The organism is Pseudomonas sp. S04, from assembly GCF_009834545.1.
Taxonomy (GTDB): domain Bacteria; phylum Pseudomonadota; class Gammaproteobacteria; order Pseudomonadales; family Pseudomonadaceae; genus Aquipseudomonas.
Genome location: NZ_CP019427.1, coordinates 6,040,838 through 6,064,691 on the forward strand (window position 1 = coordinate 6,040,838; position 23,854 = coordinate 6,064,691).

Below are 23,854 nucleotides of genomic sequence, written 5' to 3' on the forward strand. Positions count from 1 at the left end.
ATCAGAGGCTGATCGCAGTAGCTTCGAACTTCACCCGCGGATGGGCGATACGGTCCTGGGCCCGGACCAGCTCCAGCTCGTAGCTGGCACAGGCCTGGGTTTCCAGCAGCACTTCATGCACCGCCGCCGCGGCAAACTCGAACGCGGCCACCAGGCTGTCGCCCATTAGCACCCGCGCCAGGAACAACCCCGACGTCAGGTCGCCCACGCCCACCGGCTGGCGCGGGAACGCCAACAGCGGACGACGCAGGTGCCAGCTGCCTTCGGCGGTCACCAGCAGCATTTCGAAGCCGTCCGCCAGCTTGCCGGGATAATCCAGGTGCTTGACCAGTACCGCCTTGGGGCCACGCGCCAACAAAGCGCGGGCCATGCCCAGGCAATCGAACAGCGACTGCGGCTTGCGCCCGGAGAAGCTGTCGAGCTCCAGTTGGTTCGGGCACATGAAATCAGCCACGGCCGCCGCTTCGTTGAGCAGGAAGTCGCTGACTTCGGCGGGCACGATGCAACCCTTCTCGGCATGACCCATGACCGGATCGCAGAGGTACAGCGCCTGTGGGTTGATCGCCTTGATCCGCGCCACGCCACTGAGGATCGCTCGCCCCTGCGCCGCGCTGCCCAGGTAACCCGACAGCACTGCGTCGCAATTGCCCAGCTCGCCGATCGCGGCAATCCCTTCCACCAGCGCAGGAATCTGCTGGGGCGCCAACACCTCGCCAGCCCACTGGCCGTATTGCGTGTGATTGGAGAACTGCACCGTGTTCAGCGGCCAGACGTTCACCCCAACCCGCTGCATCGGGAAAACCGCGGCGCTGTTGCCAGCATGACCGAAAACCACGTGGGACTGGATGGCGAGCAGATGCGGTGTACGTTTCATGCGGGATTTCCGTAAAACGATTGAAATTCGAGCCGCGCAGTATGCGACTAAACGCAGCCTGTACGACAGGCCAATGTCGCAGTTAAGCTGGTGCCAATTAGTTGGAGTGCGTTTGATGCTGACCCTGGGAAATATCTTCGTGCTGATGCTGCTGGCGACCGGTGCAGCATGGCTGTGGCACAACCACGGCTTGCGCGAGCGAGCGCTGGAACGGGTCAAGCGCCACTGCGCCAAACTCGACATCGAATTGCTCGACGGCAACGTGGCGCTGAAGAAAATCGCGTTCGTCAAAGATGCCAACGGCCGACGCCGCCTGGCCCGGACCTACAATTTTGAGTTCACCGTGACCGGCGAAACCCGGCATGCCGGTACCATCACCCAGTTCGGCCAGCACAGCGCACAGATCGAGCTCGCGCCCTACCCGATGCCCTATGATGAAAAACCGGCGATGCCAAGCGCCGAAGTGATCGAGCTGAGCCAGTGGCGCCAGGATCACAGCAAGCAGCGTCCCTAAGGCCTCAAGCCAGCGTCACCCGGCAAGCGGCCAGCGCCTGTTGCAGTTCATCCACCGCTTGAGGCGCCTCGAAGATCAACTCCAGGCGTGAATCTTGGCGCCACTCACTGGCCCGCCAATCCAGCGCCGCGTTCTCCAGGGCATTGGCGGATATCCAGCCTTCGGCGCTGTGGATAACCAGTTTGGCCCGACGCCAGGTGAGGCCCTGCAGCCAAGCGGCAAGGCGCTGGCGATCGAATACCTGGCTCGAGTGCCAGCGCCAACCGATGCTCCACCCCCCTTCCTGCTGCTGACTCAAACAGATTGGCGAGGCCGGGTCGGTCCAGATCAATGGAGCGGGCGCCACGCCCCTGGCGGCAGTAAAGTTATCCACAAGCGCCTGGGCCTGGCTTTGCCCGCCTGGCAGCTCGCGCAATGGCAACCGACCGTGTTCGGTCCAGATCAGCGGGCACTGGGGCAACAACCCGCTAATTCGTTGCCGTTGGTCCGCAGCCAGGTGCTCGGCCTTGTTCAGCAGCAACAGCCCGGCGCTGGGCAGCGCTTGTTGTTGCGCGGCGGGCAATGGCTTGCCGGCGGCCAGCGCCTGGGCGTCGAGCACCATCACGCTCGGCTGGAGCGCCAGCACCCCTTGCCAGGGAGCCTCGCTCAATTGCCGGAGCAACTGTGCCGGATGGCCGAGACCCGAAGGTTCGATGAACAGGCGATCGGGACGTGAGCGGCGCAGCAACCGACCCAGGCCGATCTGGAAAGGTGCGCCATTCACGCAGCACAGGCAGCCGCCGGCCACTTCTCCCAGCGCAATGCCATCTGCGCCGGTGGTCAACAGTGCGGCGTCGAGGCCGATCTGACCGAACTCGTTGATCAGTACCGCCCAACGTTCGTGCGCCGGCCGCTGCGCCAGCAAGTGACGAATCAGACTGGTCTTGCCGGCACCCAGGGGGCCGGCAATCACGTGGGTAGGGATGTTCTGCAACAGGCTTGGCGATTTCACGGCAGAGAGCGACATCACAGGAAGATCATCGCAATATGCCTGAGCGCCGGCCGATTCACTATCGCCACCTGACTCACGCCAGCCAGTCCAGCGTCAGGATCAGGCGGCGCTCTCCCGCCGCCAGGGCCGGCGAACGGTGGATCAGGCCCGCGCCTTCGTTGCCCTGCCACTTCTCCCCCTTGAGCAACGCCACTTCACCACCGAGCATCTGTTGGCACTGCCCAGGCTCGGCTTGCGGATTGCCCAGGAGCTGACGCTCGATCATGCCCTCTTCCAGCCACTGGCTGCCGATCCCCGCGTAGGTGGTGATCAGCCGCACTGGCACATGGTCGACGTGAAAACGAGGACACATGGCTTTATCCAGGGTACGCACCCGCACCCCGATCCGCCGTGCCCCGAGCAGGCAGGCAAAGGCACTGATCAGCCAGGCAACATCGGCGATAAATCCCTCATAGCCCTGCAGATCACTGCAACAAGCCGCCAGGCTGCGCAGGTCGGGTTGCGCCTCGTCATTGGCCAATTCGACCACCAGCGATTCGGCCAACGGCTGGTTCAGCGACAACAACAGCGTGGCGAAATCGACGATATGCAATGGCAACCGACGCTGCCACAGCGCCAGGTTGGTGCCGTCCTCAAGGATCCGGGTGAACACTTCGGGGGTCTGGCCAATGGCCTGGCGGACCAACGGCCGGGCCTGGAGCGCAGGCGCCCGGCTCATGCCGCCTCCTCGTCGAACCAGGGGCCGAAGGGATCGACCAGCGAGCGCCACCCCTCCACGCCCATGGCCATTTCGTCAGCGCTGAGCAGGCAGTCATCCAGCTCTGCCGTGAGCTGGGCAAAGTCGATGTTCTGCCCGATGAACACCAGCTCCTGGCGACAATCGCCGGTGCCAGGCAGCCAATTTTGCATGATCGCCGCGGTGCTTTCCTGATCGTCCGGCCACTGCTCTTTCGGTACAAAACGCCACCAACGCCCAGCAAAACCGTGGCGCATCAAGCCGCCTGCCTGGGACCAGCTGCCGGCATCCTGGTGCTTGCTGGCCAGCCAGAAAAAGCCCTTGGAACGCAGCAGTTTGCCGTTCACCCAGGGCCGGTCGATAAAGCTGAAAAAACGCTGGGGATGAAACGGCCGGCGAGCCCGGTAAGCCGTTGAGGCGATGCCGTACTCGGTGGTTTCCGGCACATGCTCGCCGCGCAACTCCTGGAGCCAGCCCGGCGCCTGGGCCGCCTTGGCAAAATCGAAACGCCCGGTATTGAGGATCTGCCGCAACGGCACCTCGCCCATGACCATGGGGATGACCTGCGCCTGGGCATTCAGGCGCTTGAGGATGGCGATCAACTCCTCCCGATCGGCACTGCTGATCAAATCGATCTTGCTGATTAGCAGCACATCGGCGAACTCGATCTGCTCGATCAGCAGATCGGTAATCGAACGCTCATCGTCCTCGCCCAGGGTCTGCCCGCGGGAGGCGAGGCTTTCGGCGGCCTGGTAATCAAGCAGGAAGTTCATCCCGTCGACCACCGTGACCATGGTGTCGAGCCGCGCGATGTCGGCCAGGCTCTGCCCCTGTTCATCACGGAAGGTGAAAGTCTCCGCCACCGGCAACGGTTCGGAAATCCCGGTGGACTCGATCAGCAGGTAATCGAAGCGACCGTCCCGGGCCAGTTTGCTGACTTCTTCCAGCAAGTCCTCACGCAGGGTGCAGCAAATGCAGCCGTTGCTCATCTCCACCAGTTTTTCTTCGGCGCGGTTCAGGCTGACATCGCGCTGCACCTCGCTGCCGTCGATGTTGATTTCGCTCATGTCGTTGACGATCACCGCGACCCGCAGATGCTCGCGGTTGCGCAGGACATAATTGAGCAGGGTGCTTTTTCCGGCGCCGAGAAAGCCGGAGAGCACGGTAACGGGAAGGCGATTGGGCATCAGGTAGTCCTCTGGGCAGCAGGCGTCACGGGAGATCACAGATCAGGCAAGGCGCAAATGTTATAGTATAACAATGCAAATAAGCCAATCCGTGCTTGTCGCCCGCGACGAAGGGCGCAATCCTGGCCCTGCCACCTGCCCGAGAAACCCCATGCCCTATGCCCTGAAATGCACCTTGTCCGGCCTTTTACTGCTGTTCGCGGCCGATGCCTGGGCGCAACTACCGGGGCTGGCTACCTGTACCCGCAGCGCCACCCTGCTGGCCTGCGTCGACCCGCAAGGCAATGCCTACAGCGTCGCCACCGCGGGCAATACCACCTACATGCGCGGCTTTGAACAAAACGGCAAACGGTACTGGGCGCAAACCACCAGCCGTTACGGCCAGCTCACGTTCTTCACTGGCCTGGCCTCCGATGGCGAGGCCTGGGTCGGCTACAGCCGGCGTGTTGGCTGGACCACCCTTAACCGGTTTTCCAGTTCAGGGGGAGCCAGCGCCCGTTTCACCTGCAGCCGCCTGACGGGCTGTTGAGGGCAATAGGGGACATGGCTTGAAAAAGCTGTCGTCGATTTGATTGTTATAATATAACATTCGAAATCATTTCCTACGACGGACCCGCTCATGAATGCGCTGACTCTGCCGGATATCGCCGCGCAGGCCGCACGCCAATCCTTGCCCCTGGACTGGGTGGGCATGTGCGGCATTGCTCTTCCTGTTCTATTCGACGACCAGCGCCTGAATGCCAAAGCCGATGCCGGCGTCAGCCTCGATGACGCGCAAGCCCGTGGCATACATATGTCGCGCCTGTACCTGGCACTGGCCATGCTGGAGCAGGAAAACCTGACACCCGCACTCCTACGTCGCGTGCTGCAAGATTTTCTCGACAGCCATCAAGGCCTGGCGACCTCGGCTTACCTGCGTATTCACAGCGATATCCTGCTGAAGCGCCCAGCCTTGGTCAGCCCATTGGCCGGCTGGAAAAGTTACCCGATCAGCCTCGATGCGCGCCTGCAAGGGGCGGTGTTCCACGTGGAACTGCGTGTCGATGTCAGTTACTCCTCCACCTGCCCCTGCTCCGCAGCGCTGTCCAGGCAACTGATTCAGCAGCAGTTCGTCGATGACTTTGCCAACACACCTTTGCAGCACGCCGAAGTGCTGGCTTGGCTTGGTTCCACCCGCGGCATAGTCGCCACCCCCCATAGTCAGCGCAGCACGGCCCAGTTGTGCTTGCACCTGGACGGGACACTCGACGATTTGCCGCTGATCGCCGCCATCAACCACGCCGAAGCCGCCCTGGGCACCGCGGTACAAACCGCAGTCAAGCGCGCGGACGAGCAGGCCTTCGCCCTGGCCAACGGGCAAAACCTGATGTTCTGCGAGGACGCTGCACGCCGCCTGCACCTGGCGCTGCAACGCTTCCCGGGGCTGCAGGCGTTCGATGTGCGCGTGGTCCACGCCGAAAGCCTGCACGCCCATGATGCAGTCGCCGAAAGTCACTGGCGCCGGGAGCAACCATGATCCGCAAGAATCCCTCCGGCGACTTGCCGCGCATTGCCGAGTCCGCCTACGTCGATAAAACCGCAATCATCTGCGGCAAGGTGGTAATCGGCGAGAACGTGTTCGTCGGCCCCTACGCGGTGATTCGGGCCGACGAAGTCGATGAGTCGGGCCAGATGCAACCAATCACCATCGGCGCCAATTCGAATATTCAGGACGGCGTGGTCATCCACTCCAAATCCGGTGCGGCGGTGACCATCGGCGAGTTCAGTTCCATCGCCCACCGCTCCATCGTCCACGGCCCCTGCACCGTCGGTAATCGGGTGTTCATCGGTTTCAACAGCGTGCTGTTCAACTGTGCGGTCGCCGACGGTTGTGTCGTGCGGCACAACTCGGTGGTCGATGGCCGCGACTTGCCCAGGGATTTCTATGTGCCCTCCACCACCCGCATCGGCCCCCACACCGACCTGTCCCAGTTCCCGCCGGTCAGCGTCAGCGCCTCGGAGTTTTCCGAAGATGTGGCACGCACCAACGTCGATCTGGTGCGAGGCTACAAAGCCTTGCAGAACGAGTTTTGAGCATGGCCAGTGTGCTGATTCGCAATGCGCGACTGGTCAACGAAGGACGAGTATTCGATGCCGATCTGCTGGTGGATCATGGACGCATCGTGAAAATTGCCAGCAGCATCGACGGCGAAAACGCTGCGGTGCAAATCGACGCCAAAGGCCAATGGCTGCTGCCGGGGATGATCGACGACCAGGTGCATTTCCGTGATCCGGGGGCGCCGGAAAAAGGTAGCTTCTACAGCGAGTCGCGGGCAGCGGTGGCCGGTGGCATTACCAGTTTCATGGACATGCCCAACACCCATCCGGCGACCTTGACCCTGGCAGCGCTGGCCGATAAAAAACGCCGGGCGGCGATGCATTCGGTGGCCAACTACGGCTTCCACTTCGGCGTCAGCAACGACAACCTGGACACCGTCGCGGCGCTCAACCCCAGTGAGGTGGCAGGGGTCAAAGTGTTCATGGGCGCGTCCACCGGTAACATGCTGGTGGATGACCCGCGCGTTCTGGAACGGCTGTTTGCCGAGGTGCCGACCTTGCTCCTGGCCCATTGCGAACACAGCCCCAGCATCCGCCTCAACGAGAGCGAATTCGCCGAACGTTACGGCGACAGTGTGCCCGCCAGCGCCCACCCGCTGATTCGTGATGCCGAGGCGTGCTTTCGGTCATCCTCCCTGGCCGTCGACCTGGCCAAGCGGTTTGGCACTCGCCTGCACATCCTGCACCTGACCACCGCCTGCGAACTGGCGCTGTTCGATGATCGGCCCCTGGCGCAGAAACACATCAGCGCCGAGGTCTGCCTGCATCACTTGTTGTTCGATGATCGTGACTATCCACGCCTGGGCAACCTGATCAAGTGCAACCCGGCCATCAAGACCCAGGCTGACCGCGATGCGTTGCGCCGGGCCCTGCTGAGTCACCGTCTGGATGTCATCGGCAGCGACCATGCGCCGCATACCTGGGCGCAGAAACAGCTGCCTTATCCACAGGCACCCGCCGGCTTGCCACTGGTGCAACACGCCCTCCCCGCGCTGTTGGAACTGGTGGCCGACGGCCTGATTCCGCTGCCGACGCTGGTGGCGAAAACCAGCCATCGGGTAGCGGACCTGTTTGCCATTCCCGATCGCGGTTACCTGCGCGAAGGATACTGGGCCGACCTGGTGCTGATCCGTCCCGAACCTGGGGGCAAGGCGGTCGACCAGCAGCCGATTCTCGCGCAATGCGCCTGGACGCCGTTTGCCGGACGGCAGTTTCGCCACAGCGTCAGCACTACTCTGGTCTCGGGACAAATCGCCTGGCACGCCGAAAGTATTAATGACGGCTGCCAGGGTTTACCTTTACGGTTCATGCGTTGAATCCGGTTTTGCGTAAAACTGCCGGGGGTCACTGAGCATGCTGAAAATCACCTTGGCCGATGGGACCGTGCGCGAGTACGACCAGGCGCTCTCAGTATCGGAGCTGGCCTCGAGCATAGGCCCGGGGCTAGCGAAAGCAGCGGTCGCCGGACGGGTGAACGGCCTGTTGGTGGACTGCGCGTTCATGATCCGCCAGGACGCCCGCGTCAGCCTCATCACCGCCCGCGAACCGCAAGGCCTGGAGATTCTGCGGCGCTCCTGCGCACTGCTGCTGGGCATGGCGCTCAAGCAACTGCATGCCAAGGCCGAGCTGGTTGCCGCAGCGCCAGTCGGTGATGGTTTCTACTGTGATTTCACCCTGGCGCGAGCCTTGGGCCCTGAAGATCTGCAACGGATCGAGACCCGGATGATCGCGCTGGCCGCCGCCAACCATTCACTGCATTACGTGCTGGCGAGCTACTGGTCGATGGACGGCACCGCGCTGGCCGCAGGCCCCTATGTGCCCACCACCCGGGTGATGAACGCGTTTGCCCTGACCCACTTGAGTGGCAAGGGAACGCAACGCATCTATGGCGTGTGCTGGACCGACCAGCAGGAGTTGCAGGCGTGGCAAGCCACCCCGCAACTGGTCGTCATCAACATCGATGAACGCCAGATCGACTACAGCCAAGCGCTGACCGACACCCTGCGCCGCGCCGGGGTGCACGCTCACTCGGACCTGCGCAACGAGCATATCGTCAGCAAGATCCGCCAGCATCGATCGCAGGGCGTGGAGTATGTGCTGGTGATTGGGCAACGGGAGATGGAGGGCGGTTTTGTCAGCCTGCGCGACGGCTTTGGAGACAACCTGGGCAGGATGAGTGTGCAGGCGGTGTGCGACTATCTGCTGAAGGCCAGTGACGGGCGGCATTGCGCCGCCCCACAGCAAAGCGCTTAAGCCCGCGGCTTGACGGTGCCGCAATCCTGCCCCAGCCACACGGCACGGGTGTCCATGCTGCCCTGTTGCTGGATGCCGGTGGCATTGAAGGTGCCATTGACCTTGGTATTGAACTCGCGGTCGCTGAGGAAGGTGGCAACACCGGAACCCTGGGCTTTCGGGCAACTGAAGCGAAACTTCCACTGGTTAGCGCTGCGGTCGGTGATCTCTTGCTTGCAGCCCGACTGCGCGTCCTGCAGCGGAATATCGTCGGTTTTCACTTGCTCGGGTGTCAGGCAAACGCGGATGCCCTTGCCGCCCATGTTGATCCCCTGTTTCTCCAGGGCGGCCTTTTGTGCCGGGGTCATCTGGTTACCCAACTGCCCGAGGATCAATTGCAGGTCCGGCAGATTCTGGTTGTCGACCTTCATGTTGCTGGAGGTCAATTCCCACAGACCCGGTTGCAGCATCTGCGCCTGAGCGGCCACAGGAAGTGACAAGCCAACAGCCATGGCCAAACCCAGCAGACGTACGTTCATTGAGTAACTCCTAGTCAGTAATGGCCGTTAGACGTCGCCAATCTACTTCGGTTGCATAGCGAATTAAATAGCGACATTCATCGAAGAACATGGTCTGTTACGCATTGAATTCTCCGGAGCAAGGTTGCCCCATGGATTTTTTTGGCCCCCATCTTTTTGCCTACCTGATCACGCTCATTCACTCCCTGGGCACGATGGCCGCAGTCCACGCCGTGCTGACCGTCAGGACCGCCCAAGGCTCGATTGCCTGGGCCCTGTCGTTGATCTTCATTCCCTACCTGACCCTCATTCCCTACCTGGTGTTCGGACGCAGCACCTTCGATGCGTACATCAAGGCTCGGCGCCAGGCCAACGAAGAGATGCGCAAGGCCATCGCCGACCTGAACTGGCGCCCATGGGTCGAGGAAGCGCTGACCGCCCGTGCCTCCAATGCCTACGACTCGCTGCGCGCCATGCCGAAGCTGGGGCGCATGCCGTGCCTGGCGAACAACCAACTGCGCCTGCTGATCAATGGCCAGGCCACCTTCGACGCGATCTTCGAAGCCATCGAGCAGGCCCGGGAAGCGGTGCTGATCCAGTTCTTCATTGTCCATGACGACCAGCTCGGGCGGCGCCTGCAAAGCCTGCTGATCAAAAAAGCCGCGCAGGGGGTCGCGGTCTACCTGCTGTATGACCGCATCGGCAGCCACTCCCTGCCCCACCGCTACGTGCAGGAGCTGCGCGATGCTGGCGTCCAGGTCAAAGCGTTTGCCACCCGCAGCGGCTGGCTCAATCGGTTCCAGGTGAACTTTCGCAACCATCGCAAGATCGTGGTCGTCGACGGCCGGCAAGGCTTCGTCGGTGGGCACAACGTCGGCGACGAATACCTGGGCGCCAAGCCCCCGCTCTCGCCATGGCGCGACACCCACGTGGCGGTCAGCGGCCCGGTGGTGGCCTGCATGCAGGAATCGTTCGCCGAAGACTGGTTCTGGGCGGCGCGCGAACTGCCGCCATTGATCCTGCCACAGAGCTATCCCGACGACGGCGTGCTGTGCCAGTTGTTGGCCAGCGGCCCGGCAGACCCCTACGAAACCTGCTCGTTGTTCTTCGTCGAAGCGATTCATGCCGCCACGCAGCGCGTGTGGATCACCAGCCCGTACTTCATCCCCGATGAAGCAGTATTTGCCGCGCTGCGCCTGGCGGTCCTGCGTGGCGTCGATGTGCGGTTGCTGCTGCCGTCGCGACCGGATCACCGCATCGTCTATGCCGCCTCCAGCCTGTATGCCTTTGAAGCCGTACGGGCTGGGGTCCGGGTGTTCCGTTATCAACCGGGGTTCCTGCATCAGAAGGTAGTGCTGGTCGACAGCGAAATCAGCGCCATCGGCAGCGCCAACCTGGACAACCGTTCGTTCCGGCTGAATTTCGAGGTGATGTTGTTGACCGTCGACAGCGCCTTTGCCGGCGAAGTGGAACAGATGCTCAACGCCGACTTCGCCCTGTCCCACGAGATCAACGAGGACGAAGGCCGGGAGACCCATCGCCTCAGGCAGCTCGGTATGCGGGTCGCCCGCCTGATTTCGCCGATTCTCTAGGGCGTGTAGATATCGTCCCGGGTCCAGGGCAGCTCGTGGCTGCCATCGGCATGGGCCTTGACCGCCAGGATCTGGTGCAGGTTGATCCAGCCCCGCGCGAACGCGTAGGCGCAGCCTGCCAGGTACAGCCGCCAGATCCGCAGCGCTTGCTCCGGCACCTCTTTGGCCGCAGCTTCAAGGTTGTCTTCCAGGCGCTCGCTCCAGTGATCCAGAGTGCGCGCGTAGTGCAGGCGCAAGCTTTCGACATCGACTATTTCCAGGCCCACCTCGCTGATCTCGGCCGAGATCATCGACAGATGGGGTAGCTCGCCATTGGGGAACACATAACGCTCGATGAACTCGCCGGCGCCTCGCCCCACTGGCCGACCATCGATATGTTTGGCGGTAATCCCGTGGTTCATCACCAGGCCGCCTTCGCGGACCGCACCAAATAAAGTCTGGCAGTACTGCGCCAGGTTGGCGTGGCCGACGTGTTCGAACATGCCGACGCTTACCACCTTGTCGAATCGGCCATCCTGCGGCAGGTCGCGATAGTCGAGCAGTTGCAACTCCACCAGATCCTCCAGCCCTTCGTCGCTGACCCGCTGCCGGGCCAACGCCAGTTGCTCTTTGCTCAGGGTCACGCCGAACACCCTGACCCCGAATTCCCGCGCCGCATACCGCGCCAACCCGCCCCAGCCGCAGCCGACATCCAGCAAGTATTCACCCGGTTGCAGCCGCAGCTTGCGGCACAGGTGGCGGAATTTTGCTTGCTGGGCCTGCTCCAGGGATTCGCTGCCGGTTTCGAAATAGGCACAGGAATAGGCCATGTCGCTGTCCAGCCACAGCTGGTAGAAGGCATTCGACAGGTCGTAGTGGTAGGAGATCGCCGCCGCATCGGTGGCCTTGTCATGCAGGCTGCGTACCGGCTGGTCGTCATCGTCTTCGTTGAGCAGGGCCTGGCTCCACTCATCACACACCCGGATCACGTCGCTGATCGAACCTTCGAGTTCGAGCTTGCCCTCGACGAAGGCCGCGCCCAACAGGTCCAGGCTGGGGTGGGTAAATTGCGCGACCATTTGCGGGTCCTTGACCACAATCGTGACACTGGGCGCAGGGCCCAGGTTAAATTCGTGGCCGTCCCAGAGTCGCAAGCGAAGCGGCAGTTGCAGATTCTGTAAGGCCGGTGGAAGTTGCGCGAGCATGAAAATTCCCCTTGTTTCAGACGTCTGAAATGAGGGTAGACCATAGTAGAAAATTAGCTGGCTATCGAATCAGACAGCTGCGCAGGCACGCCCTCACTGCGGTTGACTGTCATTTCTGGTTTCAGTTCGATAAAGCCGATTGCTCACAATTTGTCCCGCCTACATGTTCCACGTGGAACCCCGCGCCTGGCTACCAACCGAACGCGGGGTACGCCGTTACTGGCTCAGGAAGCCTGGCGCCGGCGCCGCAGCAACAACAGGCCCGCTACCCCCACCAGGAGCAGCCCGCCAACCTGCAGCACGCGCTTGTATGGGCGCAAGTCCGAACGCACGTTGTCCACTGCCTCGGTCACGTAGCGCTGGTTGGCGGCGGCGAAGTCCGGCTCCTCACACTGCTGGCCAAAGTTCTCTGCCCACGGCACATAAGGCCCCTGCTCGACGTAGCGCCGGTACAACGCACGCTGGTCCTCAAGGCCGGTATCCCAGCCCGAGGCCTTGCACAGCACGGCGGCGAAGGCCTGGCTGGTATGGGGCAGCAGGTCGGCCGCCTGGCTCGCCAGCGCGGTGGCGACGTAGCGATAGTGGAAGCGCTCGTTTGGCTGGGCGACGCTGGCTTGCTGACGCTGGACTTCGCCGAGGGCGATCAGGGGGGCGACCTTGATCTCGGGGATGTCGAGGCTGAAGTTGCCATCGAAGGTGGCGAAATCCGGGGCCAGCTCGTAGCCGAGCAGCTCCATGCCGTGTTCCCGGGCCAACCGGCCCGCGTCATAGAAGGCTGCGGCACGTTTGGTCGGCCACCAGCTCGACTGCGCGGTTTCGCGCAAGCCCACGTACTCCTTGGCCAGCGCCTGCAGCCCAGGGTTGTCGAAGTACGCCGCGGCCTCGGCATAACGCTCCTCGCGCAGCAAACGCCGGCCCAGCAGGTCGCGCAAGCGCGCGCTCACCGGCAGGGGCTCGTAGTTGTCACGCTGCTCCTGGGTCAGTGGTGCGGGGGCCGGCACTTGCTGGTCCACGAACTGCTTGAGTTCGTCCACCGTCAGCACCCGCTCCGCAACCAGCGCGGCGTCCTGCCAATACAGGTCCTGGCTGCGGTACAACTGCTCGAATGCCTGCAGGTAGTCGCCGCGCTCCAATGCCAGCAAGGCACTTTCACCCTCGACCCGGCAGCCAGGCTTCAGCGCTTCATAGTCACCGCTGGCGGTGTTGCGCAGGCCCCAGTCTTCATCCTGGGGAAAGGCTTTGGCCGCCTTGGCATACGCACTGGCAGCCAAGGCCTTGTCGCCGTCGCGCAGCGCCATTTTTGCCCGCAGCCACCAGGCCAGGCCACCGTCACCGGCATGCTCGAGCAGGGTTTTGCTGGTGGCGTAATCACCGATCTGGTAGTTCAGCGCCGCCAGGCGGTCAGCATTTTCCAGGCTGCCGGTAGTGCTCTGTATCAGGGCCTTGATGATTTTCTGTTCAGCCGGCGGTTGCTCACCGAAGGACCAGCCTACGTGGCTGATCAACGCCGCCGTGACCAATTGCTGGACCGCCTGGCCTTCGAGCAAGGGGATGAGCTGCGCCTCAGGCATGGCATTGAGCTCATCGATCAACTGCTTGAGGGAGCTGTAGCCGACGGGCGAACCTTGCCGGCTCTGGGTCGCGTACAACTCGACAGCACTGTTCCAGTCACCCGCCTGGCGCACCAGTCGCGCTTCTTCACCGAGGCTGGCAATACCCAGTTCGAGCGGGTCACTGAAGCCGTCGACACTCAGTTGACGGGTCTGGATAAAGGCCTGCCGGGCTTGTTGCAAGACGTCCTGACTGGCGGGTTGATGCTGCTCGCTGGCCTGCTGATTGATAGCCATCAATGCCCGGCCGAGCGAGTACGCGGCCCAGGTGCTGCGCAAGGCGCGTTGACCGGCCGGGAGCGCCAGCACCTGGCGGAAGTAGTCGGCTGCCGTGGCCGCATCGCCAGCGTTGAACGCCACCGCACCGGCGGTATAGAGGCTGAGTTCCGGGGCCAGGCCGGCACTCTCGGCCAACACCTGGTGCGCGTCCTGCAGGGTTCGCAGCCGGGTTACCTGCGCGCGCTGCGCATCAGTCAGGCCCAGCTGTTCAGCGTTGATCCGGGCCTGTACGTAGGGGTCCAGGTCACTGTCGTAATCGCGGCTGAGGCCAGTTGTCGCCGCTGGTTTCAGGCCGGCGATGACCTTGCCCAGGCGATTGATCTCGAACTGGAAACTGCCTTCCGGCAACTCACCCAGGGTCATCGCCCGGTCGCCCAACAGGCGCAGTGGAAAGTCCGGCCCGCAGGCGGTGGCAGTGCCCAGCGGCAGAAACAGACTCAACGCGAGCAAATGCCGCGACCAGTTACGGGAATACATGTGAACCTCCTTGATCAATTTGTGTGCAGCGTGCCCAACCCAGGGTGCGCTCGGCACCGGCGGGCAAACGGCCGTCCCTGAGGCGGCTGAAACTCAGTTGTCCAGGCGTCTGCTGTACGGCATAGCCGTTGAGCGCATCTACGGCGACGCATTGGCTGACGGCCAGGGTCACCCGTTGCGGCAACGTGCCGTCGAGGTTGCCGTCATTTCTGACCACGATGTCGTACAGACCTTGCTGGCTGGAAAGGTTCAACGCCAGGCGGCTGCGCAGTTGCTCGCCGCGCGCCACGGCACCCAGGGTTGTCAGGCTCCAGGCACGCCGGTCGCCCTTGAGCGGCAGGCGAAACCAGATCAATCCGGCCAGGTGTGGCGGCGGCTCGGCACGCAACTGGCTGGCCAGTGTCGCCAGTTGTTGCGGGTCGGCCATCAGTTCGCGGCGCTGGCCGACCCGTTCGATCGGCACTTCACTCTCCACCAGGGGCGCCCCGCCCTCTCCCGGCAGCAGGGCGATGCCATAGGCCGGCAATGCCAGGTAAAACGGTTGCCGAGTGATGCGGCTCCAGCGCTCAGCCCATTGCTTGGCTTGCACCGGGTCGAACAGGCCAAGCTCCGGACGGCTCACCGCGTGCACTTGCAAGACGCTGCTGTCGACCGCCGCCAGCAAGGCCGCCAGCTCGGGACTGTCGAGCCAGGCCGGCAAGGCCGTGATGCTCAGCTTCAAGGAGGCGGGCAAGGCCTGGCGCAAACCCAGCAGGAACTCGCGATAGGCCGGTAATCGCGCGGTCCCGGCATCGTGATCGATTTCCACACCTGCCAGCGTCAAGCCCAAGGCCTGCCAATCGGCGACCATTTGCAGGATCTGCGCCGTGGTATCGACCGGGTCCTGGTGCTTGAGCTGGCCATCCAGGCGGACCACCGCAATCAGCGACCGGCCGTCACGCTGCAACAACGGCCCATCGATCTGCGCGCGACGCCAGCCGCCTTGTGGATAAGTCTGCAGGGCGAGGACCCGCAGGGTGGAAAAATCGGCACGCGATTGCGCCAGCGCCTCGGCATGGGCGGTGGTCCATTGGCGCTGCCAGATGTAGAGCTGCTGATCGAGGGGGGGCGCGGTCGACTGCTGGCAACCGCCCAGGAGCGCGAGGCTGAACAACAGCGCACGACGCAGAAGATAAATCGAAGACATTAAGGGCCCGTGGCTGAAGGACTGACCTGGCCCGCTGGGGGTGGGGTATGGGGTATGGGGTATGGGGTATGGGGTATGGGGTATGGGGTATGGGCGTAGGAGCGAGCTTGCTCGCGAAAAACTCAAGAGCGACGGGTTTTTTCAGACAGCACGCGTCATCGTTAACGTCCATCGCGAGCAAGCTCGCTCCTACACCCATAACCCCACATACGCGCATCAACACCCACACACAGCCGGGCCGGTGCGTCAGCCTACGCAGCCAATGGCTTGCGGGCAATGATCACCTGACTTTTTGCGACTACGCCATCCAGCGCCTGCTTGATCTGCTCGCCGCGTGGCGACTCCAGGACCGCCGCCCAGGTCTCGGCCCAGTGGTTGAGCAGCGGATGGTCGGGACTGCTCAGGTCGACCTTGGCTTCCCAGAACAACATCATCCACAGCGACCAGTAAAAGCCGTACTGGCTGTGGCTGAGCACTTCCAGCCCGGCGTCGCTGACCATCTGCTTGAACTGATCTTCGCTGATGATGCGGATGTGGTTAGGCTTCTGGAAGTACTCGGGGGCGGCGATGTCTTTCTGCAGGTTTTCCGAACTGGGGTGCGGGACACTCAGCAGATAGAGCGCGCCCGGCTTGCCGACGCGCACCAGTTCGGCGAGAAACTGCGCGGGGTCGTCGACGTGTTCGATGACCTCGGTGGACACCACCCGGGTCGCCGTCTGATCGGCAATCGGCAGTGGCGCGCAGTCGGTGACGTGGCACTCGACGCTGGCCGCGATGGTATCGCCCAGGCGCAGGCGAGTGGCTTCGACCTTGGCCGCGTCGATGTCGGCAATGATGATGTGCGCCCCCCGGGTAGCACAGAAGTGCACGTTGCCACCGTCACCACACCCCACGTCCAGCAGCGTGTCGGCGGCCGTTACCGGAAAGCCGGTGAACAATTCGCCGGTCTGCTGGTTGAACCAGCCACTGAGCACCGCATCGCGCAGGCCCAGCATGTAGGGATCGACCTTGGGTGCCGGCGCAGGCGTTGCCGCGGGGGGCGCGGCTGGCGCAGGGGGACAGGCCGCAGCGGGGGCAACAGCGCCCCCTGCCAGCTTCTTCAACAGGCTCAGCATGAGGTGACTCCTGGGGATGGGGTGGCCGCTCGGGACGCACTCAAGCGTTTGACCAACGCCGCGCCGCGATTACGCATGGGCATTTCGATAAACCGGTAGTTGAGCTCGCTCAACAGCACGATCAGGCCGAACGCCAGCAAGATCGTGATGATCGGGTGGCCGGCCGGGCTCGGCAAAGACGCCGCCTGCAAGCGAAAGATCAATTCGCGCACCAGCGCATAGGCCGGGATATGGATCAGGTAGATGCCATAGGAGCGACTGCCGATCCAGATCATCACCCGCTTGAACAGCCCCGGTGGCATCAGGTAGTCACAGTTGTAGGACGCCAGCCAGACCAGCACCGCACTGAGCAGCGCGATGGCGCCGATGCGGTAGGAGGTGAAGGTAAAACGATCGGTCGCCAGAAAGCTCATCAACATGGCAATGGCCACCAGCACCGCGATACCTGCCCAGGGCCGGCGCAAGAAGGTCGGCTGCCAACGGCGGTAGGAAGGTTGTGCACTCCACATGGCCAGCAACACCCCCAACGCCAGCGCGTCGGTGCGGAGCACCATCAGGATCGGCGTGCGCAACGTCAGCAGTTGCACCGCCACCAGCGCCAGCAAGGCCCACACCAGATGTTTGCGGCAGACCAGGATCAACAACGGAAACAACAGGTAGAACTGCTCCTCCAGGGACAGGCTCCAGTACACGAAGCTGGTGCCGTACTCATAGTGGAAGAAGCTGTCGGCGAAGCGGAAGTTGGCGTACTGCAACACCCCGGCCAGCGTCGCCTGCAGGTTGGCGGCCAGGGTGCCGAAGGCGCCTGAGCGGTTGATGAACAGGCAGGCCAGGAGCATCAGCGCTAGCCACAACCAGGCCGACGGCAGGAGTCGAAAGGCGCGCCGCAGCCAGAAATTGCGGGTCTGCTCCCAGCACTCCTGGCGCGTACTGCAGCCCTGCAGCGCGGGGATCAGGCTGCGCGCGATGACAAACCCGGAAATCGCGAAAAACAGATCGACGCCCCACCAGGGCTGGCCCAGGGCATGGATGGCTTGCAACAGCGGGACCTGCCCGGTGAACAGGCTGTCTTGCAGGTGATGGAACAGCACCCCGAGCACGGCAATGCCGCGCAACAGTTCGATGTCCATGATCCGCTTGTCACTCATCCCGCGCTCCCCGGCGTTACTTCACCAACCATGGGCTTGCGCGCGATGATCACCTGGCTCTTGGGCATGAACTGGTCCAGCACCTGCTTGATGGCCAACCCGTCGGGCTGCATCAGCAAGTCATGCCAGGTGCGGGCCCAGCCTTCCATCAGGGGCGGGTAAGGCGCCTGGATCCGGTCACGCACCGCGCCCGCCATATCCCGCCCCGCCGCACGCTCGCTGGCCCAGAAGAAGATCATGCCCATGACCCAGAAGAAGCCGGTGGCCTGGCGGTGTTCAATGATCAGCCCGGCGTCTTCGACCAGGGCGGCAAAGCGTTCATGGGAAAAGATCTGCACATGGTTCGGCGCCTGGAAATAGGCGGCAGGTGCGATGCCTCGTTGCAGGTGCTCACCCACCGGCGCGGGCACGCTGAGCAAGTACTGGGCACCGGGACGACCCATGCGCACCAGCTCGGCCATGAACTGCTCGGGGGTATCGACGTGCTCCAGCACTTCCATGCACACCACTTTGCTCGCACAGCCGTCCGCCAGCGGCAGCGGCAAGCTGTTGCTGACCAGGCCAAGGGCTGGGGCCTGGGTCATGGCATCCACCTGGCGTGCCAGTTCGCGGACCTTGTCCTGTTCGCTGTCGGTAAAAATCACCGCGGCGCCCTGGCGCACTGCAAACAAGGTCGCCGCGCCCTCGCCACAACCGACGTCGAGCAGGGTGTCGTCGGCGCCAATCGCAAAGCCCTTGAGCAATTCCCCAGTACCGCCGAGAAACCAGCCGTCGAGTACCGCATCGGTGAAACCACAGTCACGCGGCGATACCACCGGGACCGGGGCCGGTACTGGCTCCGCTACCGGGACGGGCGCAGGACGCAGCCAGTCGAGCAGGCGGCCGATCATGCTGGTTTCGCCTGGGCGATCACGCTTGCCAGAAACGCCTGCAAGCGCTGCTCGGTAACCGCTTGGCTGCAGAACGCCTGCAGACGACTGACGGCATGGGCCGACATGCGTGCATAGCGTGGCGCATCGTGACGCACCACCTGATAGCTGGCCTGGTAGGCCGAACACAGCGAATCCCAGTTGGTGACGTATCGCAGGGTGCGGTAGGCCGCACGCGGGTCATGGGGCCAGGCGGTGAGTTCGTCGGTCGAGTTGACGATGAAGGTGTTTTGCCCATCGATGTAATCGGCCATCGCCGTGTTGCACGGGGCGACCGCCGGTTTGCCGCAGGACATGAACTCCATCAGCGGCAGGCACTGGCCTTCACCGAATGAACTGTTGACCACAAAGCTGGTGGCCTGCACCAGGCGCTCATAGTCCGCATCGGCGAGAAAGCCGTGGATCAACACAATGCGGCAACGGTAGTCCTGGTTCTTGTAGAGGTGGTGCAGCATGTCGTTCAAGGCGTCGGTGATGTCGTGGTGCGTGAGCTTGAGCACCAGGGTGGCATCGGCACACTCGCGGAACGTGGTGCAGAACGCGCTGAGCATGTCCTGCCAGTTCTTGCGCCCATCGTAGGGGTTGAACACCGAGGTGTAGATCACCCCGTCGAGCACCAGTTCGTGCTCGCCGGCAGGCGCGGCGAAATCCACCGGCTGGCCTTCACGCAACGCCACCGGGCCATACGGCCGCAGGTCCAGGTTGCGGCTGTCGATCAGCAGGCCACGCAGGCTGAGCCTGACCTGTTCGGCCAACGGCTGCTGCCCGAGCGCGCGCCCGCGCCCGGCAAAACGGTCCCAGACCGGCGCCGGAATCGCGCTGATCGGGTAGTCCGGGCCCATGGCATCACGCACCGCGGTCACGGTAAAACTGGAATGGGTAATCGCGGCGCCGACCTGATCCAGCACCAGGCGCCAGTCGTGCCGGGGTTCGCCCTGCCAGGTGTCGGTGGGAATGGTGCTGAACTCCCAGGCAAACACCGGAATGGTCGGACAGGCGTAGTGGATCGGTGTGCGATGGGGCGGCGAGAACGACAGGAACACGCAGTCTTCGCCACGGCTTTGGCAGTCGAAATACAGGCGGTCGACCAGTTCGTCGGGGTTGCTGACCTCGATCACCTGCCCCAGCCGCTCCAGTACCGGACGGAACTCCTTGAGCACAAAGTAGTAGCTGTACTCGGGACGGCCGAGATTCTGCTCGATGTTACTTTTGTTGGTTTCCGAATGAATGATGATCAGCATGAGGCCGCCCCTGCGGTCGCGACCGGCGACTCAGGCACCGGGTTGGTTGGCTGTTGCAGTCGCAGGAAGTCCGCCAGGCGTTGCTGCACCCCTGGGAAATTGCAGTAGTCGCGCATCCGCTCGTTGGCCGCACTGGCCATGGCCTGGTAACGCTCGGGCTGCGCCTTGGCCATGTGATAACTGGCCAGGTAGGCATTTTTCAGCGATCCCCAATCGGGACGCTGGTAGACGGTGCGGAACAGGATCCGGCTGTCCTGCGGCCACACGGTCGGCTCCTGGCTGGAGTCGACGATAAAGGCCACGCGGTCGTCGATGTAGTCCAGCATCGCCGTATGCCGAGGGGCGATCACCGGCTTGCCACAGGCCATGAATTCCATCAGTGGCAGGCACAGCCCTTCACAGCGCGAGGCATTGACATAAAAACTGGCGGCGCCGTACAGCCGGGCAAACTGCTGGTCATCCAGGTAGCCGTGGATGACCACCACCCGGCAACTGAAGGGCGACAACTGCGACAGCAGGGTCAGCATGTGCACGTAGTAGGTGGACAGGTCTTTCTGGGTCATCTTCAACACCAGGGTGGCGTCTTCGACATCGCGCATGGCCCAGCAGAATGCAGTGATCACGTGGTGCCAGTTCTTGCGTCCGTCATCGGGGTTGAACACGCTGACGTACACCACCCCCTCGACCTGAATTTCGACCACTTGATCGGTGTCGGGAAACACCGCTTGCGGGTGTGAATCCTCGAGGGGCACATGCGCCCTTTCAACCACTTCCACTACCGGGGCAGGCGGCGATACTTCGGCGGCAGGTCGCTCGCCGCGCAGGCGTGCTCGCAGGCTTTGCGGCAGCAAATCACGAAAACCTTCGCCGTAGACCTGGTGCAGGTAATGGCGAAAGATCACCAACTGCCGGCGCAAGGGTTGGCCGGCAGCCTCGCGCAGACTCTGGCGCAGGTAATGTTTGGTGATAAACAGACGCCGACGCCAGGTCAGCAATGGCGCCGGGACCACCGCCCCAGGCTCAAGAGCGGGCCCAGGTTGCGGTTCAGCCTCAGCGACGATCGGCGCGATCAGGCCGTCCGCCGAAAGCCCCAACGTGCGGCTGTCGATGATGCAGCCCAGGGTCTGCAAGGTGGTGCCGGGGTTGACCGGCTGGCTCGCGGACTGTTGGCGAATATCGGCGAACCGTTCCCAGAGCGGGGTCGGCAGCACCAGCACCGGGAAGTCTTCGCCCAAGGCCCGACGCATCGCCTGCGCCGTATGGCTGGACAAGGTGATGACCCGGCCATGCTGCGCCAGGGTATGGCTCCAGTCCTGCCGGGGGTCGTTGTCCCAGTGCTCGGTGGGAATGGTGTCGAACTCCCAGGCAACCACGCAAATCGTCGGGCAGCTCAGGTCGGTAGGCGTCTTGTGTGGCGGTGCGAACGAAAGGAACAGGCTTTCTTCACCCTCGGCGGCGAGGCGTCGAAAAAGTGGGTCGACTTCGCTGATCGCGTCCACCATATGGACCCGACCCAGGCTTTCAAGGACCGGACGATAAGCCTTGAGGACAAAGTAGTAGCTGTATTCAGGACGGCCGAGGCTCTGGCTGATCGAGCGCTCGTTCACATCCGAGTAAAGAATGAAATTCATGGCATCCCACGCTGAAACCGCCTTTTCGGCAGCCTCATTCTTATGACGGCACAGCCCTGGATTTACCCGCCATAGCGCAGTTCGTCCAGCGCCTGCATGCCCGTCTACGTTCTTGTTTTTGTGGTCAGCTTTGTGTGGTCGAAGGACCACTTTGCTGATCGCTGGGCAATCGTGCTGAGGGGCATTCTAAACACATCCGTTGGGGATTCGTGAACACCGGCGATGAATAAATCCGACGGTCCTGACGAGAACTGCCCAGTCACGTTAAGACCTGTTGAAATTGCCGCGCAATTGGCACAGATTGACGCAAACAACTACAACAACGACTTTGCATATCAGAACCTTCCGAAAAGTGAGCACGGCTTTTCGGGTTCGCCCAACGAAATGATTGGGGTATGGCAAAGTTTACCGATTGAGGGGCTGTTGCTTGAAAAAGCGTCTGTTCGTTACAGGCCTGAATGGATTCGTCGGCCGTCATATCCAATCACGCCTGAACGCTGTCGACTCGCAGTGGCAACTGCTACCTGTTGCCCCGGCCTACGACCTGCGCGAGCCAAAAAGCCTCGAAGGCCTATGGCCAGAACTGCCCGATGCGGTGATTCACCTGGCGGGGCAAACCTTCGTTCCCGAAGCCTTCCGTGACCCGGCCAATACCTTGCAGGTCAACCTGCTGGGCACCCTCCACCTGTTGCAAGCACTCAAGGCTCGCGGCTTCAGCGGCACCTTCCTGTATGTCAGTTCAGGCGATGTGTATGGCCAGGTCAGCGAAAGCGCCTTGCCCATCGACGAACACCAGCCACCCTGCCCGCGCAACCCCTATGCAGTGAGCAAGCTCTCGGCAGAATTGTTGTGCCTGCAATGGGGCATGACCGAGGGCTGGCCGGTACTTGTCGCGCGCCCGTTCAACCACATTGGCACCGGGCAAATGGACAGTTTTGTCGTCGCCAGCGCCGCCCGGCAGATCTGCCGGATCAAACAAGGCCTGCAACCGGCGCAACTGCAGGTCGGCGATATCGATGTGACGCGCGACTTCCTCGACGTCGCGGACGTGGTGTCGGCCTACCTGGCCTTGCTGGCGAAGGGCGAGCCTGGGCAGGTGTACAACATCTGCTCCGGCATCGAGCAGAGCGTACGTGGCCTGATCGAGCAATTGGCCGACCTGGCCCAGGTCCCAGTGCAACTGATTCAAGACCCTGCGCGCATGCGCCGTGCCGAACAGCGTCGTGTCTGCGGCAGCCATGCCCGGCTGCACCAGACCACCGGCTGGGCGCCTGAACTTACAACACAACAATCCTTGCGGGCGATCCTGTCCGACTGGGAGTCACGGGTACGACAAGAATGACAAAAAGTGCACTGATCACAGGGATCACCGGCCAGGATGGCGCCTATCTGGCCAAACTGTTGCTCGACAAGGGCTACCAGGTTTTTGGCCTGGTCGCACGGCGCAGCAGCGACTCGCGCTGGCGCCTGCGGGAAATGGGTGTGGAAGGTGATATCCACTACCTGGACGGCGACATGGCCGACGCCTGCTCGGTGCAGCGCGCAGTAATCAAGTCGGCACCCGATGAGGTGTACAACCTGGCGGCGCAAAGTTTTGTCGCGGCGTCCTGGGACCAACCCGTGACCACTGGAATCGTTGACGGCCTGGGCGTGACCCACCTGCTTGAAGCGATTCGCCAGTTCAGTCCACACACCCGTTTCTACCAGGCCTCGACCAGCGAGATGTTTGGCTTGATCCAGGCCGCACAGCAGGACGAAAACACTCCGTTCTATCCACGCAGCCCCTACGGCGTGGCCAAGCTCTACGGCCACTGGATCACGGTCAACTACCGCGAAAGCTTCAACCTGCATGCCAGCAGCGGCATCCTGTTCAACCACGAATCGCCGCTGCGCGGGATCGAGTTCGTGACCCGTAAGGTCACCGACGCAGCCGCCCGCATCAAGCAGGGCAAACAGCAGGAACTGCGCCTGGGCAACATCGACGCCAAGCGCGACTGGGGTTTTGCCGGTGACTATGTCGAAGCCATGTGGCTGATGCTGCAACAGGACAAGGCCGACGACTATGTGGTTGCCACCGGCATCACCACCACGGTGCGCGAGATGTGCCAGATCGCCTTCGATCATGTGGGCCTCAACTACCGCGACTTCGTGAAGATCGACCCGGCGTTTTTCCGCCCGGCCGAAGTCGACGTGTTACTCGGCAACCCGGCCAAGGCTCAACGGCTGCTGGGCTGGAAACCGAAAACCGATTTGCAGACTTTGATCCGCATGATGATGGAAGCGGACATGAAACGCGTCGCCAAGGAGTAGGTC

General features: G+C 62.7%; 22 protein-coding genes. 9 read left to right on the plus strand and 13 right to left on the minus strand.

What is annotated here, in order from left to right; translation table 11 throughout:
- Position 1: 1 nt before the first annotated feature.
- A complete protein-coding gene (gene pdxY / locus PspS04_RS27180; RefSeq protein ID WP_159998641.1) occupies positions 2-874 on the minus strand; it encodes a pyridoxal kinase PdxY in 873 nt (290 codons plus the stop codon).
- A 115-nt stretch (positions 875-989) separates the two neighbouring features.
- On the opposite strand from pdxY, the gene PspS04_RS27185 reads away from it, so the two are divergent.
- Complete coding sequence (locus tag PspS04_RS27185; RefSeq protein ID WP_159998643.1) at positions 990-1,388, plus strand: DUF3301 domain-containing protein; 399 nt, start codon at positions 990-992, stop codon at positions 1,386-1,388.
- A 4-nt stretch (positions 1,389-1,392) separates the two neighbouring features.
- On the opposite strand, the gene PspS04_RS27190 is transcribed toward PspS04_RS27185, so the two are convergent.
- The 3 genes from PspS04_RS27190 to zigA form a co-directional block, all read right to left on the minus strand.
- On the minus strand, positions 1,393-2,364 hold the full coding sequence (locus PspS04_RS27190) for a CobW family GTP-binding protein (protein WP_159998938.1): 972 nt from the start codon (positions 2,362-2,364) through the stop codon (positions 1,393-1,395).
- An 88-nt stretch (positions 2,365-2,452) separates the two neighbouring features.
- Positions 2,453-3,097 (minus strand): DUF1826 domain-containing protein, encoded by a 645-nt coding sequence (locus PspS04_RS27195; protein ID WP_095165006.1) that lies wholly within the window; start codon positions 3,095-3,097, stop codon positions 2,453-2,455.
- On the minus strand, positions 3,094-4,302 hold the full coding sequence (gene zigA, locus PspS04_RS27200; protein ID WP_159998645.1) for a zinc metallochaperone GTPase ZigA: 1,209 nt from the start codon (positions 4,300-4,302) through the stop codon (positions 3,094-3,096). Before zigA ends, PspS04_RS27195 begins: the two co-directional genes overlap by 4 nt.
- A gap of 151 nt (positions 4,303-4,453) precedes the next feature.
- On the opposite strand from zigA, the gene PspS04_RS27205 reads away from it, so the two are divergent.
- The 5 genes from PspS04_RS27205 (at position 4,454) to PspS04_RS27225 (ending at position 8,652) form a co-directional block, all read left to right on the plus strand.
- Entirely contained in the window at positions 4,454-4,831 is a 378-nt protein-coding gene (locus tag PspS04_RS27205; RefSeq protein WP_159998647.1) for a glutamine synthetase, read from the plus strand.
- Positions 4,832-4,921: 90 nt separating this feature from the next.
- Complete coding sequence (gene folE2 / locus PspS04_RS27210) at positions 4,922-5,818, plus strand: GTP cyclohydrolase FolE2 (protein WP_159998649.1); 897 nt, start codon at positions 4,922-4,924, stop codon at positions 5,816-5,818.
- Entirely contained in the window at positions 5,815-6,375 is a 561-nt protein-coding gene (locus tag PspS04_RS27215) for a gamma carbonic anhydrase family protein (protein WP_095165013.1), read from the plus strand. The genes folE2 and PspS04_RS27215 overlap by 4 nt, the downstream gene beginning before the upstream one ends.
- A 2-nt stretch (positions 6,376-6,377) precedes the next feature.
- Positions 6,378-7,715, plus strand: coding sequence for a dihydroorotase (locus PspS04_RS27220; RefSeq protein WP_159998651.1), 1,338 nt, complete (start codon positions 6,378-6,380; stop codon positions 7,713-7,715).
- Positions 7,716-7,752: 37 nt separating this feature from the next.
- Complete coding sequence (locus PspS04_RS27225; RefSeq protein ID WP_159998653.1) at positions 7,753-8,652, plus strand: His/Gly/Thr/Pro-type tRNA ligase C-terminal domain-containing protein; 900 nt, start codon at positions 7,753-7,755, stop codon at positions 8,650-8,652.
- Here the strand turns inward: PspS04_RS27225 and PspS04_RS27230 are convergent.
- The gene (locus PspS04_RS27230) at positions 8,649-9,170 is read right to left on the minus strand and encodes a DUF3617 domain-containing protein (protein ID WP_095165019.1); all 522 of its coding nucleotides are present in this window, start codon (positions 9,168-9,170) and stop codon (positions 8,649-8,651) included. The two genes, PspS04_RS27225 and PspS04_RS27230, sit on opposite strands and share 4 nt — an antisense overlap.
- 131 nt (positions 9,171-9,301) lie before the next feature.
- Between PspS04_RS27230 and cls the strand changes: the two genes are divergently transcribed.
- Positions 9,302-10,741 (plus strand): cardiolipin synthase, encoded by a 1,440-nt coding sequence (gene cls / locus PspS04_RS27235; RefSeq protein WP_159998655.1) that lies wholly within the window; start codon positions 9,302-9,304, stop codon positions 10,739-10,741.
- Here cls and cfaB read toward each other — a convergent pair.
- The 8 genes from cfaB to PspS04_RS27275 all read right to left on the minus strand — a co-directional run bounded on the left by cfaB (position 10,738) and on the right by PspS04_RS27275 (position 21,541).
- Positions 10,738-11,925, minus strand: a complete 1,188-nt coding sequence (gene cfaB / locus PspS04_RS27240; protein ID WP_159998657.1) for a C17 cyclopropane fatty acid synthase CfaB — start codon at positions 11,923-11,925, stop codon at positions 10,738-10,740. The two genes, cls and cfaB, sit on opposite strands and share 4 nt — an antisense overlap.
- Before the next feature lie 224 nt (positions 11,926-12,149).
- Positions 12,150-14,291, minus strand: coding sequence for a hypothetical protein (locus PspS04_RS27245; RefSeq protein ID WP_159998659.1), 2,142 nt, complete (start codon positions 14,289-14,291; stop codon positions 12,150-12,152).
- Positions 14,278-15,477 (minus strand): DUF3142 domain-containing protein, encoded by a 1,200-nt coding sequence (locus PspS04_RS27250; protein WP_159998661.1) that lies wholly within the window; start codon positions 15,475-15,477, stop codon positions 14,278-14,280. The genes PspS04_RS27245 and PspS04_RS27250 overlap by 14 nt, the downstream gene beginning before the upstream one ends.
- 251 nt (positions 15,478-15,728) lie before the next feature.
- Positions 15,729-16,592 (minus strand): class I SAM-dependent methyltransferase, encoded by an 864-nt coding sequence (locus tag PspS04_RS27255; protein ID WP_159998662.1) that lies wholly within the window; start codon positions 16,590-16,592, stop codon positions 15,729-15,731.
- Positions 16,586-17,740, minus strand: a complete 1,155-nt coding sequence (locus PspS04_RS27260) for an acyltransferase family protein (protein WP_159998664.1) — start codon at positions 17,738-17,740, stop codon at positions 16,586-16,588. The genes PspS04_RS27255 and PspS04_RS27260 overlap by 7 nt, the downstream gene beginning before the upstream one ends.
- Positions 17,737-18,630: a class I SAM-dependent methyltransferase gene (locus PspS04_RS27265; protein ID WP_159998666.1), complete on the minus strand. Its 894-nt coding sequence runs from the start codon at positions 18,628-18,630 to the stop codon at positions 17,737-17,739. The genes PspS04_RS27260 and PspS04_RS27265 overlap by 4 nt, the downstream gene beginning before the upstream one ends.
- Positions 18,627-19,910, minus strand: coding sequence for a glycosyltransferase (locus tag PspS04_RS27270; protein WP_159998668.1), 1,284 nt, complete (start codon positions 19,908-19,910; stop codon positions 18,627-18,629). The genes PspS04_RS27265 and PspS04_RS27270 overlap by 4 nt, the downstream gene beginning before the upstream one ends.
- Positions 19,904-21,541 carry a glycosyltransferase gene (locus tag PspS04_RS27275; protein WP_159998670.1) on the minus strand — a complete coding sequence of 546 codons (1,638 nt, stop codon included), beginning with the start codon at positions 21,539-21,541 and terminating at the stop codon, positions 19,904-19,906. Before PspS04_RS27275 ends, PspS04_RS27270 begins: the two co-directional genes overlap by 7 nt.
- Before the next feature lie 427 nt (positions 21,542-21,968).
- Here PspS04_RS27275 and PspS04_RS27280 point away from each other — a divergent pair, with 427 nt between their 5' ends.
- The gene (locus PspS04_RS27280; protein WP_159998672.1) at positions 21,969-22,883 is read left to right on the plus strand and encodes a GDP-mannose 4,6-dehydratase; all 915 of its coding nucleotides are present in this window, start codon (positions 21,969-21,971) and stop codon (positions 22,881-22,883) included.
- Positions 22,880-23,851: a GDP-mannose 4,6-dehydratase gene (gmd, locus tag PspS04_RS27285; RefSeq protein WP_095165043.1), complete on the plus strand. Its 972-nt coding sequence runs from the start codon at positions 22,880-22,882 to the stop codon at positions 23,849-23,851. The genes PspS04_RS27280 and gmd overlap by 4 nt, the downstream gene beginning before the upstream one ends.
- Positions 23,852-23,854 lie beyond the last annotated feature (3 nt).